Genomic DNA, 14,429 nt, shown 5'->3' with positions numbered 1-14,429 from the left:
CCATGTCCCGGAACAAACCCGCCATCGAACGCCATGGCGCCAGACCCCGGACGGCCCCGCCGGGGACGCTATCGCGCCTTGCCGCATCCCTGCTGCCGCCATTCGCCATGGGCGTGCTCGTCATCCTCGCCTATATCTGGACGCGCTCCGGCCTCGAACCCCACCGGCAATTCCTGATGCCCACATTGGAGGGCCTCTGGACCCAGGCATTCAGCCGGCCCGAAGTGCTGGGCCAATTGTTCAATGCGGCTGTTACTACCCTGTCGATTGCCCTGGCGGGCCTTGCCGTCTCCATTCCCATCGGGCTCTTGCTGGGCGTGGTCATGTTCCGCTTCCACATCATGGAAAAGGCCATTTTCCCCTATCTGGTAGCGCTGCAATCCATCCCGATCCTGGCGATCATTCCGCTGCTGCAATCGGCCCTGGGCTTCGGTTTTCTGCCCAAGGTGCTGATCGTGGCGCTCTTCACCTTCTTTTCCGTGCCCACCACGCTCCTGCTCGGCCTCAGAAGCGTCGATCGCAGTATTATCGATCTGTTCCGCCTGCAAAAAGCCGGCTGGCCGACAATGCTCATCAAGGCCGGCTTCCCCTCGGCGGCACCCACGCTGTTTGCCGGCCTGCGCATTTCCGCCGGGCTGGCTGTGGTCGGCGCCATCGTTTCGGAACTGTTTTTCCTCTCCGGCCCCGGTGGGCTGGGGCAGATGCTGATCAACGCCAAGGTCGATTTCAAATACGAACAGATGTATGCCGCATTGCTGGTGTCGTCAGTGCTCTCGATATCAGTCTACCTGCTCTTCGCCTGGCTCGGAAATCGGCTGTTTTCGGGATGGCACGAGTCGGCAGGGCAATAGGCCGCGAAAGGGCCGCCGCGCCGGAATTTCAGATGGAACAGAAATCGATGCATCTCAGGACAATCTTGCTCGCCGTGACCGCGCTGGCCAGCACCGGCCACACGGCCTATGCCGCCGAGCCGGGCACCTTCGCCAAGGCGCACTACACCACGCCCTTGGTCAATGTGTGCCCCAATCCCTTCATCATCCAGAAGGATTGGCTGGCCCAGGCCGAGCATGGCGGGCTCTATCAGATGATCGGGGCAGGGGGCAAAATGTCCCAGGGCAAATATCAGGGCCCGCTGGGCACGACCGGGATCGACCTGGTGATCCTTGAAGGCGGTGGCGGCGTCGGGCTGGGCGATGGCGAGACCGCCTATTCGGCGCTTTATATGGGCAATTCCAAGGCCGGCATGGTCCCCCATCTCGGCTTCCAGGAACTGGATAACGCCTTTATTTTCTCCAAGCAGTTTCCAGTAGTCGGCGTCGTCACCCCGCTCGACAAATCCCCTACGGCCCTGTTCTGGGACCGGGCAACCTATCCCGATGGCTTCAAGACCATCGACGATCTCAAGGCCTTCGCCGCTTCGGGCAAGGGCAAGATCTATGTCTCGACCATCAAGCGCACCTTCGGCAAATATCTCGTCGATCAGGGCGTGCCCGCCGATGTCTTCATCGAAGGCTATCGCGGCGATGGCGAGAATTTCGTCGTCAATAACGGCACCTGGCTCAACCAGGGCTTCGTCACCGGCGAAGTCTACAAATTCACCCACGGCAATAATTGGGCCAAGCCCATCGATTACCTGCTGATGTCAGATGTGGGCTATGTGAACTATACCGGCATGCTCTCGGTGGCCACCAATCGCCTGGAAGAACTGGCGCCATGCCTCGAAAAGCTGGTGCCCATCATCCAGCAGGCCGAGGTCGATTACGTGACCGATCCGGCCGAGGTGAACGGGCTGATCACCGCCTTCAACGAGGCCGGCAATAGCGCTGGCTATTGGAAGACCGATGCTGGTCTGATGGCCTATGCCACCAAGGCGCTGGTCGACTCCGGCGTCATCTCCAATGGCAGCAATGACACGCTGGGTGATTTCGACATGGCGCGGGTCGCAACGCTGTTCGACCTGGTCAAGGGCGGGCTCGATGAGCGCGCCGACCCGGCCGTAACGCCGGAAAGCGTCGTCACCAACCGCTTCATTGATCCCTCGATCGGCCTCAAATAATGGCCCAGGCCATCCTGCTCGATGGCGACGCACTCGCCGCGCGCCTGCGGAGCGAGATGAAGACCGATGCCGCGCAACTCATCGCGCGCGGCATCCAGCCGAAAATGGCCACTGTGCTGGTCGGGGACGACCCGGCCAGTGCCAGCTATATCGCGCGCAAACACGCCGATTGCGCCGAAATCGGCATCGTCGTCGAGGACATACGGCTGCCCGCCACGATCGGCCCGGCCGATCTCCTGGCGCAGATCGCCGCCCTCAATGCCGACCCGTCCGTCCACGGCTTCATGGTCCAGCTGCCCCTGCCATCAGGGCTCGACGAAGCCACCATGCTCGAAGCCATCCACCCCGACAAGGATATCGACGGCCTCCACCCCCTCAATCTCGGCCGTCTCCTGGCCGGCCGCCCCGGCCTTCTCCCCTGCACCCCCGCCGCCATCCTGACCCTGCTGCAGGCCCATGACATCAACCTGGCCGGAGCGGACGTAACGATCATCGGCCGCGGCCCCCTCGTCGGCCGGCCCCTGGCCACGCTGCTCTCCCAACGCGGCATCGACGCCAACATAACCCTCCTCCACAGCCGCTCCGGCGACCTAAGCGCCGCCACCCGCCACGCCGATGTGATTATCGCCGCAGCAGGCGTGCCAAATCTGATCACGCCGGAAATGGTCAGGCCGGGGGCAGCGGTTGTTGGGGTAGGGATCAGCTATGTGGACGGGGCAATGGTTTCGGACATAGCCCCGGGCGTCGCGGACGTGGCGGGGTGGGTCACGCCAACCGATGGTTCAGTTGGAGCACTGACGCGGGCGATGTTGCTGGGGAATGTGCTGAGGATAGTCAGTAGCGCCAACGGTTAGGCGGCGTCCTGCCAGATGGGCTGATTCAGGGCCGTGGAGCCATGAAGACCCATCATGTGGTTCGACGTGTTTCGAACCATCGCCAATCACTGACTTTTTGAGAAAATTTGGCTGGGGAACCTGGATCTCCCGGTAGAACGATACCTATAGCAATTTCAAATGGTTATCAAGATTTTTGGCTAAGAAAGTGGACCAAAGTGGATCACCTAAATGGGCTCTCGCTGGTTCAGGTAATCCGGTTGATCCAGTGTTGTGGGTCTGAACTGTGACCATACTTGCGATACACCCTGAACAAGAACGACCACCTGATGAATTGCTGGTTCTTTCTCATGTCGAATTTCTTGATGGTGAATATGACCAGCATGAGTGGCGCAATCATACACAGTATAGATATCAGGTTCACAAGTTGACCCATGAAGGCGAAGTTTGGCCTCGTGTAGAATGCGATAATGTGCGTGAATTGCGAGACGTATATCGCTAAGTATACGAGACCGATAGGGAGGGCGATGAACGCTCCGGCGAGACCGATCCCGAAGTTATAGGACGCAACTGGTTTCAGTGCGTCGAAGCGGGTGTTAAACACTGATCCCCAAGCGCTCGACGAGGCTTGCGGTGTCATCCAGACTGTAATTGGCGGGAAGCGCCCCGCGAAGCGTTGTGCAGCGACGTTCTGATATCCTTGCAGGAGACCAGCAGATATCATTTCGAGAATGCTCATGCCCGTGAGCAGGCTTGTCAGGAAGACCAGATAAACCTTCGGAATCGATATCTCAAGAAGTGGAGTTTTGACCTGAATAGAAAGGTCTAGGCCGGATATCGATAGCACGACAAAAAGAAGCACAGACCATCCAAAGTAGGAGCCAAACTGCTTCTCGCGCGCAACTCTTTGTTCAGTAAGGGCTTTGAAGAATTCATAGTCCGTCATGCCGGGCGGAGCCTTTCGGAAGGTCTTACGAAACTCATGAATTGCTAGGCGAAAAGGCGATGTTCTGTAGCGAACGCGTCCGGCCATTTTCTGTGTCCCTTCTTTGTTTCACTTGGCCCAATGTGAATAATATTCGCAATCCCCTCTGAACGCGGATTCACATTTTGTTCCCGCTCAGGCATATGCGGTAGCATGATACCGCATGAGTGGGACGTTTGCCCTTTACCGACTTCTTTCTCGGCCTCTTCCGAAAAGCCGATCCTGAGCCTACCGGTGATGCACAAACAGCCGGAAAGTGGATCACTAAAGTGGATCAGTTGGCGACGAAAAAAGCCCTGCAAAAGCAGTAACTTATAACGAAACCAAAGACTTAAGGAGGATTGGCTGGGGAACCTGGATTCGCAGCAAGACTAGCGGTAGCCCGCAGAGCACCGGAAACGTTAGAGTCCCCAGTGACCAGCTTTCTACCTTGGACCATCGTGGTGGCCAAGCGTCAAGCCCACCGGCTCTCGAGTTGGCATTGAGTTGCGGTGGGAAAGTTGGTTAACCAATCCTGAATTGTCTGCGTGTCACATGGGTGCGAATCCAAGAGTGGTCGCGTCATGAATGTTCAACTTCACAATCAGCTGAAAACCGACATCTGGGAGATCGCTAACCGCCTGCGCGGCCCATACCGTCCGCCGCAATACCGGTTGGTCATGCTGCCGATGGTCGTGCTGCGCCGACTGGATTGCGTTCTCGAGTCGACCAAGGACGCAGTGCTCAGGGAACACGCCAAACTCACGGCACAGAACATGCCGGAAAACGCGATGGAGAAGCTTCTCAGTAAGGCGGCCGACCCCAAGCGCAAGAAAACGCGGCTCTATAATACCAGCCCGTTTACGTTCAAGCGGCTGCTCGGCGATGCCGAGAACATCGCCCCCAATCTCGTCGCCTACATCAACGGCTTCTCTCCCACCGCCCGCGCCATCTTCGAGAAGTTCAAGTTTACCGACCAGATCGAAAAGCTCGACGCCAGCAACCGGTTGTTCACCATCGTCAAGGCGATGGCAGAGGTGCCGCTGCACCCTGACCACGTTGATAACCTGCAGATGGGCTATCTGTTCGAGCATCTTGTGATGCGCTTCAACGAGCAGGCCAACGAAGAGGCCGGCGACCACTTCACCCCGCGCGAGGTTATCCGCCTGATGGCGAACCTAGTCTACACGGGCGAGAAGGACGTCTACACCCCCGGCATTTTCCGCACGATCTATGATCCCGCCTGCGGCACCGGCGGGATGCTGTCGGAATCGGAGAAGTTCATCCTCGGCCAGAATGACCGCGCCGAGCTTGCCCTTTTCGGGCAGGAATACAATGACGAGTCCTGGGCTATCTGTTGTTCGGATATGCTCATCAAGGACGAGGACACCAGTAGCATCGTGCTTGGAGACACGCTCGGCGACGGCAAGACCCGCGATGGCTTCGAGGGGAGGCAGTTCCATTATCTGCTCGCCAACCCGCCCTTCGGCGTGGAGTGGAAGGACCAGCAGAAGGTCGTCGAGAAGGAGCACAAGGAATTGGGCTTCTCCGGCCGCTTCGGCGCTGGCCTGCCCGCGATCAATGATGGATCGCTGCTGTTCCTCCAGCACATGATTTCCAAGAAACACCCCTACAAGGAAGGGGACGAAAACGCCGTCGGCTCCAAGATCGCCATTGTCTTCAACGGCTCGCCACTGTTCTCAGGCGATGCCGGTTCCGGCCCGTCGAACATCCGCCGCTGGATCATCGAAAATGATTGGCTCGACGCCATCGTGGCGCTGCCCGATCAGCTCTTCTACAATACCGGCATCTTCACCTATGTCTGGCTCGTCACCAATCGCAAGGCTCCCGAGCGGCGCGGCAAGGTGCAATTGATCGATGGCACCCGCTTTTCGGAGCGGATGACTAAGAGCCTGAACAACAAGCGCAACGAGATCAGCGAACATCAGATAAACGACCTCACCCGCATCTATGGCAATTTCCAGGATGGCGAGACGGCCGAAGTCGTCATGGATCACAAGACGGGCGAGAAAGAGGTTCGCACCGTCTCCCGCATCTTCGAGAACCGTGAATTCGGCTTCCTCAAGGTGACGGTGGAGCGCCCGCTGCGCATGAGCTTCGAGGCGACCCCGGAGCGCATGGCTAAGCTGGACGGCCAGAGCGCCTTCATCAATCTCGCCACCTCGAAAAAGCGAAAAGACGACAAGGCTGCCGCGCGCGAGATCGAGGAAGGGCGCGAGCAACAGGCAGCCATCCGCGCCGCGCTGAAAATGCTCGAAGGCAAGGGCCGCTATATGGATCGTGAGTTGTTCGAGGCCGACATCGATAACGCCGCCAAGCGCGCGGGGATCAAAGTTCCTGCGCCGGTCAAGAAGGCCATCTTCACAGCACTTGGCGAACGCGACCCGGATGCAGAGATTTGCCGCGACGGCAAGGGTCGGCCGGAGCCTGACAGCGAATTGCGCGACACCGAAAACATCCCGCTACCCGAGGCATTCGAGATGCCAAAAGCATTTCTGGACGCAGTGAACAGGGACGAGAACGCTGCCCACAAGGGCGCGAAGCTGCCCATGTTCTTTGGACCGGATAAGCCAAGCGAACATCTTGTCACGGCGATGACGCCGGCGATCGATGCCTATATGGCGCGCGAAGTTCTGCCGCATGTCCGCGATGCCTGGGTGGACTACGACAAGACCAAGATCGGCTACGAAATCCCCATCAACCGGCATTTCTACGTCTACAAGCCACCGCGCCCGCTGGACGACATTGAAGCCGACATCACGTCGCTGGAAAGCGAAATTGCTGGACAGCTGAAAGGGCTGGTCGCATGAGCGAACATGCCCTTCCAGACGGCTGGTCCTCCAAGCGCTTGAAGTATGTCGCGACCTATAACGATGAGGTGCTTCCAGAAGGCACCGACGAAGATCAGGAAATTGATTACGTCGAAATCTCGGGAGTATCGCTGGCTCGTGGCATTGAGGAAGTCCAGCGCGTGACGTTCGGCCAAGCCCCATCGCGGGCGAGGAGAAAAGTGCGGACCGGCGATATTCTGGTCTCCACAGTACGGACCTATCTTCGAGCGATAGCCAAGGTCGATGAAGCATCGCCCGACCTAATTGCCTCTACCGGGTTTTGTGTTGTCCGTCCCGGCGATGATGTTGACAATGGCTTCATCGGCTGGGCCGCAAAGTCAGAGCCATTCGTGACCCAGGTCGTCGCGCGCTCCGTTGGTGTCAGCTATCCGGCCATCAACGCGAGTGAACTCGTCAACATTCAGGTCCCGCTCCCACCCCTCGAAACCCAACAACGCATTGCGCGATTTCTGGATGAAAAGACGGCGCGGATCGACGGGCTGGTTGAAAAGAAGCGGGCGCTTCTGGAGCGGCTGGCTGAAAAGCGTCAGGCCCTCATCACCCGCGCCGTCACCAAGGGTTTGAAACCCAACGCTGCCATGAAACCCTCTGGCATCGACTGGCTCGGCGACATCCCGGCGCATTGGGAGGTGTTGCCCCTCAAGCGAGTGTTGCGCAGTTCTACTTATGGCGTCTCGGCTTCTCTCGAACCCACTGGAGTAGTCGCAGTGCTCCGTATGGGCAATCTCGTTGATGGGGAAGTCGACCTTGGTGATTTGCGGTTTCTCGATGAGGTAGATGAAAATCTGCTTCTAGAGGCCGGCGACGTTGTCTTCAACCGGACCAACAGCCTTGATCTGGTCGGAAAGGCCTCAATTTTTCGAGGGGGAGTAGATTTCCCCGTGTCGCTCGCGTCCTATCTGGTGCGCTTTCGTTTCTCCGATAGATACCTCCCCGAGTACGCCAATTTTGTCATGGGTACGGAGGTGCTGCTAGCTTTGGCTCGCACCCTCGCTCTGCCTAGCATCGGTCAGGCAAATCTCAATCCATCGAGGTACGCGCAGATAGAATTTCCGATTCCACCCATCGCCGAGCAAGCTGCGATAGTGGACTATCTCATAGAACAGGCAAGCAGGATTGAGACCGTTTGGGATCGCATCGACAGATCGCGGCAGCAACTGGCCGATTATCGGGCAGCCCTTGTCACCGCTGCCGTCACTGGTCAGATCGTAGAATTAGCATGACACTCGACGCCTCCAGTTACTTCGACCATATCAAGGCTTACATTAGCGACGAATATATTGTTCATCGCGGCGACGGAGGCGAGATCGTCCTTCGCGAAAAGTACTTTCGCGAGGGCGAAACCAAAAAGACCACGCGCGTGGTCCGGCTGCCCTACAAGGGCAAGGCCTTTGCCATCAAGCTAGACGGCCGTAATGACCCACTCTTCCACTTCCTTGATAATAACGGCAAGGAGTGGTCGAAGCGGTGCGATTTTGTCGTTTTTCAATGCGTTAACCGCAAGGTCGTCGCCTACCTCTTCGAGTTCAAAACGAAGAGCCTCGATGCAGGATCGATCATCGATCAACTTAAGTCTGGAGCACATTGGTGTGCATGCCTCCGCAAGGTGGTCGAACAGTATACTGGCGACAACAGACCGCTTAGAACCAAGAAATTCGTTCTTACAGAGAACAACAATCCGGACGCCTATCTGGATGAGGCCAAGAAATATCTCGCGCGCGATCCTTCCGTTCGTCACTATCACTATGATGAGATTGAAACGCTTGCGCTTGATGATCTTGAGAATGACTCTGTGAATACGGTTTGAGGATAATATGCCGGGGCACACCGAACTCGACTTTGAGATAGCGATAGAGGCCGGTCTGATCGGTGCGGGCGGTTATGCCAAGCGCCCGCCGACCGCCTATGACGAGGCCCTGGCGCTTTTTCCCGACGACGTGACCGGCTTCCTGAAAGACAGCCAAGCGACAAAATGGGGGCAGCTTTTCGCTCTGCTCGGGGCCAAGACAGAAGAGACCGTTCTCGACAGTCTCGCCAAGGAACTCGACATAAAGGGCACGCTGCACGTCCTGCGCCACGGCTTCAAATGCTACGGCAAGACTTTCCGGCTGGCCTATTTTCGCCCTAACTCCAGCATGAACCCCGGCGCCGCCGCGTGCTATGCCGCCAACCGGCTGACCATCACGCGACAGGTGGCCTTCACCTCAGCAATGAAAAAGGCGGATGGCAAGAACCGGCGCTGCATCATTGACGTGACCTTGGCCGTCAACGGCCTGCCGGTGGCGACGGCGGAACTGAAGAACCCGTTGACCAATCAGCGCGCGGCCGATGCCGTTCGCCAGTATTGCGAAGCGCGCGACGAGCGCGATTTGCTGTTCGCCTTCAAGAAACGCGCGCTTGTGCATTTCGCGGTGGACCCTGACGAGGTGTGGATGTCCACGCGCCTCAAGGGCAAGGAAACGGTGTTCCTGCCCTTCAACCGGGGCAACAATCACGGCGCTGGCAACCCGCCCGTCGAAGGCAACTGGAAGACCCATTACCTCTGGGATGAGGTTCTGCAACCCGATAGTCTCTTGGACATTCTACAGCGCTTCATGCACCTGGAAGTGAAGGAGCGTCAGGTCAAGACCGACAAGGGCGCACGTACCATCACCAAGGAAACGATGGTCTTCCCGCGCTATCATCAGCTAGACGCGGTGCGCAAGCTTGTCTCTCATGCTCACGCCAACGGCTCGGGGCGCAACTACCTTGTCCAGCATTCGGCGGGTTCGGGCAAATCCAACTCCATCGCATGGCTGGCGCACCGGCTATCGAGCCTTCATGACGCCAATGACGAGAAGGTGTTTCATTCGGTGATCGTCGTCACCGACCGGCGCGTTCTCGACCAGCAATTGCAGAACACGATCTATCAGTTCGAGCACAAGACCGGCGTGGTCGAAAAGATCGACGAGGATACCCAGCAGCTTGCTCGCGCGCTGTCGAGCGGCACACCCATCGTCATCACCACGATCCAGAAATTCCCCTTCATCGCGCAGGCGCTGTCCACGCTTGAAAAGAAGGGCAGCGGCGTGAAGATCGACACGGCAGGCAAGCGCTTCGCGGTGATCGTCGACGAGGCGCATTCCTCGCAAAGCGGCGAGACGGCGACCGCGCTGCGCGGGATGCTCAACAGGGACGGCATCGAGGCGGCGATTGCCGCGCAGATGTCGCACGAAGAGGATGACGACCTGTCCGAGGTGGCCAAGGCGACCATCCTGCGCGATTCTCTGAAGCGGGCGCGTCAGCCGAACCTTTCCTTCTTCGCCTTTACCGCCACGCCAAAGTTCAAGACCAAGGTGCTGTTCGACGAGCCGGGACCGTCGGGCACATCGCCGTTCCACGAGTACACCATGCGGCAAGCCATCGAAGAAGGCTTCATCATGGACGTGCTCTTGAACTACACGACCTACAAGCGCTTCTTCGGCCTCATCAAGCAGGTGGAGAATGACCCCGAGGTGCCGCGCAAACAGGCGGCGAAGGCGCTGACCCGGTATCTCGAACTGCATCCGGTCAATATAGAACAGGTTGTTTCGGTAATCGTGGAGCACTTCCGGCTCTACGTCATGCACGAGCTTGGCGGGCGGGCCAAGGCGATGGTTGTCACGGGCTCGCGCCTTGCCGCCGTCAAATACAAGCTGGCGTTCGACCGCTACATCAAGGCCAACGGCTATTCCGGCATCCGCTCGCTGGTCGCCTTCTCCGGCAGTGTGGAAGACCCGGAAGACCCCGGCTCGTCCTATACCGAAGTTTCGATGAACGACGGCTTAGCGGAAAGCGAACTGCCGGAAGCCTTCGAGCGCGACGACTATCGGGTGCTGCTGGTCGCCGAGAAGTACCAGACGGGCTTCGACCAGCCGCTTTTGCAGACGATGTATGTGGTCAAGCGCCTCGCCGGCGTGCAAGCGGTACAGACGCTGTCTCGCCTCAACCGCATGGCTCCGGGAAAGGCACGTACCTTCGTGCTCGATTTCGCCAACGAGGAAGACGACATCTACAAGGCGTTTAAGCCCTATTACGAGGCGACGCCCATCGGCGAGAATGCCGATCCGCACCGTCTATCGGAATTGCAGCATAAACTCCTGGAGTGGGCGATCTTCTCACCCAACGACGTCAACGCCTTCGCCGAGGTTTGGTATCGGGGCAAGCGCGATCATTCCGCCACCGACCATCGGTTGATGAACGCGGCACTCGACATCGTGGTGCAACGGTTCGGCGATAGGGACGAGGGCGAGCAGGACGAATTTCGCGGCCAGCTCACCGCCTACCGCAACCTTTACGCCTTTCTCTCACAGGTCATCCCGTATCAGGACAGCGAGCTTGAAAAGCTCTATGCCTTCGTTCGCAACCTGATTGCCAAGCTGCCACCGCCCGGCGATGGGCAGGCGTTCGCGCTGGACGACGAAGTTGCGCTACGCTTCTTCCGGCTCCAGCAGATGACCGAGGGCTCGATCGATCTGGATTATGGCGAGGCCGATCCCCTGAAAGGCCCGACCGACGTGGGGACAGGGGGGCTCTCGGAAGATGGAATGACGCTCTCCTCCTTGGTTTCGAAGTTGAACGAACGCTTCGGGACCGATTTCACCGGAGCCGATCAGCTGTTCTTCGACCAGATACGGGCCAGCGCGGAAGAGGACGAAAAGATCGTAGAGGCGGCTAAGGCCAACAACCTGGCCAATTTTTCATCTTATCTGGAGCGGATGCTTGATGAGCTTTTCATCGACCGCATGGAAGGAAACGAGGAGATCTTTTCGCGGGTTATGACTGACAAAGACTTCCGGTCGGCCGCACACGAGCAGCTCGCGTTAGAAATCTTTAGACGGGTCCGAGATAGTAAATCGGCCGAGTGATAAGGTTTCCGCAAGCCCAAAACCAAAATCGCCGGAGGCACCATGAGCGACATTAAGCTTTTTCGCACTGACGTCGCGTCGGTCACAGAGCTTCGCGGCAGCGCGGTTGCGCTGGAAAAGTCGCTGCAGACCCTCATTGAAAGCAACATGGAAGCGTTTCTCGGCGTGCGGTTCTTGGCCTCCGAGTTTCCGACGACCAACGGCGGGCGCATGGACTCGCTCGGCATTGACGAAAATGGTTCACCGGTCATCGTCGAGTATAAGCGTGCCAGCAACGAGAACGTCATCAATCAGGGCCTGTTCTATCTCGACTGGCTCATGGACCACCGCCGCGATTTCGAATGGCTTGTGCTGGAGCGCTTCGGGGCCGAACAGGCAAAGGCGGTTGATTGGGGAACGCCTCGCCTGGTGTGCATTGCCGGGGACTTCACAAAATACGATGCTCATGCGGTCAACCAAATGAATCGGAACATCGCGCTGGTTCGCTATCGCCGGTTTGGCGAGGAACTGTTGCTTTTCGAACTGTTGACATCGGCATCGGAGCGCCCCATTCGCGAAATTCCCGTCGGCGTCGACGCTCTAGGCGAGCCTGTGGCGGCGCGACCACGCTCCCGCCAGAAGACGGTTACGCAATATCTCGCGGACGCGGACCAGGACCTTGTGGACCTCTATGAGGCGACGAAGGCGTACCTGTTAGCGCTGGGCGATGATGTCGAATTGAAGACCCTGGACAACTACGTCGCGTTCCGCCGCCTAAAGAACTTCGCGTGCGTCGAGGTTAAACCGCAGATCAGGCACCTCAAGGTTTTCCTGAAGGTCGATCCAGACACCATCGAACTTGAGCCCGGTTTTACCCGCGACGTGCGCAACATCGGCCATTTCGGCACTGGCGACCTTGAAGTCATCATCACTGATGTCGCCAAGCTGGACAAAGCCAAGCCACTGATGGACCGCAGCTATGACGGTGCATGAGTTGTTTCGGTATGGCCCCCGCCACATCGAAGACAAGGTATCGGCGGACGAGCGCGAATCAGATTAATGTTCGTAGCGGTACGGAGATTTGAATTGCAACAGAAAATGCGCGCTTATACATTACATCCGTAATGTGCGCGTCCTCATCTGGGCAATGCCCCGGCCGGACGGCTTCCCCGTTCGACTTTTGCAAGTCGAAGCGAGAGAGCTACGCACTCCCTCGCGCTCCTGGCGCCAGCATTGTGCATGCTGGACAGCTAGGGGAGATCAGGCAGGTGTTGTGGCGATATATCGTTTGTCTGCCCAGATTATGTCACGGGGATCGGGCCGCTCTGTTACAGCCGCTGCGGCATATCGCGCTGGCGGCCGCATTGCCGATGAGCACACCAACCAAATCTTCGACTATGCTCGTCGCAAGGGCGTTGTGCACACTGAAATCATGGCCCCGCAGGGGTCGCCGCTTTGGATGCTGGATAGAGAGAAGCTGTGGAACGCAGTTGAGCGCGCAGAGCGGCGAAAGGATGCACAACTCTGCAGAGAGGTTCAGCTTGCGCTGCCGCATGAGCTTGACCGCGATTCACAACTGACCTTGGTTCGGACTTTCGTTAGTGAGGAATTCGTCAGCGTAGGCATGATTGCCGATATCGCCGTGCATGTTAGCCATAAGAAAGGCGATCCGCGTAACGATCATGCGCACGTCATGCTCACACTCAGGGAACTAACCGGTGAAGGGTTCGGCAACAAGTGCCGAGATTGGAATGAGCGTACTCTGCTGGTGCATTGGCGAGAGGCATGGGCCGACCAGGTTAACCGCGCGCTTGAGACAGCGGGCCAATTAGATCGAGTTGATCACCGGACTTTAGAAGCTCAGCGTATCGACCTGTCTAACCAAGCGGCCATGGCGCGTGCGGCCAATGACAACGAACTGGCTCAAGCGTTAGACATCGAAGTCGTTATTCTGGATCGTGAGCCCGAACCAAAAATCGGTCACAAGGCAAGTGCATTGGAGCGTCGCGGTGTTCGCACGGAGCGTGGAAATCGCTGGAGGGAAGTGGTCGCAAGAAACCTCAAGCGCATGCAATCCTGGCTACTTCATCAGCGGCTCAGGCTTGGGGAGTGCTGGGAGAGGCTACTCGTTGCCGTGGACGGCAAGTCGACGAGTGATCCTGAAAATAGGTCGAGGTTGCCTAATGCTGGATTGCCTTTGCGCGAAAATGCCAATTCTGAGGCAGCCAGGCCCCGCCAATCCTTGAAATTAGCTAAGCGAGCCCTCAAAAAACCACCTCAAGGCCGTCAAACGCCAAAAAGTCGACGACCCTAGGGAAAATCTTTCTAGTACTTTGGAAGGATAGTTGCGTCGTTTTTCAAGGATTGGTTCCGCTACCGCTTACACCGAGTAAGGATAGGAGGCATTGGGCAAGGATTAGGGGAACTATCCCATGCTAGCTCCAGGGATTACTAAAGCGATTTCAACGACTTAAGTTGGGTCCTGGCAATAGCGCCACTATAGGAGAACCCAATGCTTAGGGTCAAGCACCACCGCCAGATCGTCACCAAGAACTCCGGCACGCGTCAGGAGTTCGATTTGGCGGCCACGGCCAGCGCAGACAATATGGAGGTCATCCATCTTGTCGCCGAGGCCATCGAATCCGTTCGCCCGTGCCGTGAGGACCTCAAGCACAATGGGGACTACACGAAGGAGAATGTTCCTGGCTACTTTAAGCTGCATTTAACCAGCGGTGAGGAACTGAACGTCAACGCTGAGACTGCCAAAGCCATCGTTGCCAACCTGGGCGTCAGCCTCTAACTGGCACGCTTTGCCATCAACACTCGTGACGGGGCGCT

At 57.8% G+C, this 14,429-nt stretch carries 12 protein-coding genes; 11 read left to right on the top strand and 1 reads right to left on the bottom strand.

The annotated features are described in order from the left end of the window. Nucleotides 1-2: 2 nt before the first annotated feature. From QQL79_RS10225 to QQL79_RS10215, 3 genes are read left to right on the top strand one after another with little or no spacing between them, the layout of a single operon-like run. Nucleotides 3-851, top strand: coding sequence for an ABC transporter permease (locus tag QQL79_RS10225; protein WP_284390442.1), 849 nt, complete (start codon nt 3-5; stop codon nt 849-851). 32 nt (nt 852-883) lie between these two features. Further along, nucleotides 884-2,056 carry a hypothetical protein gene (locus tag QQL79_RS10220; protein ID WP_284390440.1) on the top strand — a complete coding sequence of 391 codons (1,173 nt, stop codon included), beginning with the start codon at nt 884-886 and terminating at the stop codon, nt 2,054-2,056. Then, on the top strand, nt 2,056-2,910 hold the full coding sequence (locus QQL79_RS10215; RefSeq protein ID WP_284390438.1) for a bifunctional 5,10-methylenetetrahydrofolate dehydrogenase/5,10-methenyltetrahydrofolate cyclohydrolase: 855 nt from the start codon (nt 2,056-2,058) through the stop codon (nt 2,908-2,910). Before QQL79_RS10220 ends, QQL79_RS10215 begins: the two co-directional genes overlap by 1 nt. A gap of 226 nt (nt 2,911-3,136) precedes the next feature. Here QQL79_RS10215 and QQL79_RS10210 read toward each other — a convergent pair whose 3' ends face one another. Beyond that, entirely contained in the window at nt 3,137-3,922 is a 786-nt protein-coding gene (locus QQL79_RS10210; protein ID WP_284390436.1) for a hypothetical protein, read from the bottom strand. 128 nt (nt 3,923-4,050) lie between these two features. Here QQL79_RS10210 and QQL79_RS10205 point away from each other — a divergent pair, with 128 nt between their 5' ends. From QQL79_RS10205 to QQL79_RS10170, 8 genes are all read left to right on the top strand, one after another. After that, nucleotides 4,051-4,185 carry a hypothetical protein gene (locus QQL79_RS10205; protein ID WP_284390435.1) on the top strand — a complete coding sequence of 45 codons (135 nt, stop codon included), beginning with the start codon at nt 4,051-4,053 and terminating at the stop codon, nt 4,183-4,185. A gap of 252 nt (nt 4,186-4,437) precedes the next feature. Beyond that, nucleotides 4,438-6,684 (top strand): type I restriction-modification system subunit M, encoded by a 2,247-nt coding sequence (locus QQL79_RS10200; RefSeq protein ID WP_284390433.1) that lies wholly within the window; start codon nt 4,438-4,440, stop codon nt 6,682-6,684. Next, a complete protein-coding gene (locus tag QQL79_RS10195; protein WP_284390431.1) occupies nt 6,681-7,949 on the top strand; it encodes a restriction endonuclease subunit S in 1,269 nt (422 codons plus the stop codon). Before QQL79_RS10200 ends, QQL79_RS10195 begins: the two co-directional genes overlap by 4 nt. Then, the gene (locus QQL79_RS10190) at nt 7,946-8,533 is read left to right on the top strand and encodes a hypothetical protein (RefSeq protein WP_284390429.1); all 588 of its coding nucleotides are present in this window, start codon (nt 7,946-7,948) and stop codon (nt 8,531-8,533) included. The genes QQL79_RS10195 and QQL79_RS10190 overlap by 4 nt, the downstream gene beginning before the upstream one ends. A gap of 7 nt (nt 8,534-8,540) precedes the next feature. Next, entirely contained in the window at nt 8,541-11,612 is a 3,072-nt protein-coding gene (locus tag QQL79_RS10185; RefSeq protein WP_284390427.1) for a type I restriction endonuclease subunit R, read from the top strand. A gap of 42 nt (nt 11,613-11,654) precedes the next feature. Then, nucleotides 11,655-12,584, top strand: coding sequence for a DUF5655 domain-containing protein (locus QQL79_RS10180; RefSeq protein WP_284390425.1), 930 nt, complete (start codon nt 11,655-11,657; stop codon nt 12,582-12,584). 295 nt (nt 12,585-12,879) lie between these two features. Further along, nucleotides 12,880-13,905, top strand: coding sequence for a MobQ family relaxase (mobQ, locus tag QQL79_RS10175; RefSeq protein WP_284390423.1), 1,026 nt, complete (start codon nt 12,880-12,882; stop codon nt 13,903-13,905). A 198-nt stretch (nt 13,906-14,103) separates the two neighbouring features. Further along, nucleotides 14,104-14,391, top strand: a complete 288-nt coding sequence (locus tag QQL79_RS10170) for a hypothetical protein (protein ID WP_284390421.1) — start codon at nt 14,104-14,106, stop codon at nt 14,389-14,391. Nucleotides 14,392-14,429 lie beyond the last annotated feature (38 nt).

Origin of the sequence: Devosia yakushimensis (genome assembly GCF_030159855.1) — a bacterium.
In the GTDB taxonomy this organism is placed as follows: domain Bacteria; phylum Pseudomonadota; class Alphaproteobacteria; order Rhizobiales; family Devosiaceae; genus Devosia; species Devosia yakushimensis.
Note: the sequence above shows the minus strand (reverse complement) of the source record. Positions and strands in the feature narration are given on the sequence as shown.

Bases quoted from the DNA above. Each gene is read 5' to 3' on its own strand.
- QQL79_RS10200 (WP_284390433.1), top strand. From the start codon at position 4,438: ATGAATGTTCAACTTCACAATCAGCTGAAAACCGACATCTGGGAGATC.
- QQL79_RS10190 (WP_284390429.1), top strand. From the start codon at position 7,946: ATGACACTCGACGCCTCCAGTTACTTCGACCATATCAAGGCTTACATT.
- QQL79_RS10195 (WP_284390431.1), top strand. From the start codon at position 6,681: ATGAGCGAACATGCCCTTCCAGACGGCTGGTCCTCCAAGCGCTTGAAG.
- QQL79_RS10210 (WP_284390436.1), bottom strand. From the start codon at position 3,922: ATGGCCGGACGCGTTCGCTACAGAACATCGCCTTTTCGCCTAGCAATT.
- QQL79_RS10220 (WP_284390440.1), top strand. From the start codon at position 884: ATGGAACAGAAATCGATGCATCTCAGGACAATCTTGCTCGCCGTGACC.
- QQL79_RS10225 (WP_284390442.1), top strand. From the start codon at position 3: ATGTCCCGGAACAAACCCGCCATCGAACGCCATGGCGCCAGACCCCGG.
- QQL79_RS10215 (WP_284390438.1), top strand. From the start codon at position 2,056: ATGGCCCAGGCCATCCTGCTCGATGGCGACGCACTCGCCGCGCGCCTG.
- QQL79_RS10170 (WP_284390421.1), top strand. From the start codon at position 14,104: ATGCTTAGGGTCAAGCACCACCGCCAGATCGTCACCAAGAACTCCGGC.
- QQL79_RS10185 (WP_284390427.1), top strand. From the start codon at position 8,541: ATGCCGGGGCACACCGAACTCGACTTTGAGATAGCGATAGAGGCCGGT.
- QQL79_RS10180 (WP_284390425.1), top strand. From the start codon at position 11,655: ATGAGCGACATTAAGCTTTTTCGCACTGACGTCGCGTCGGTCACAGAG.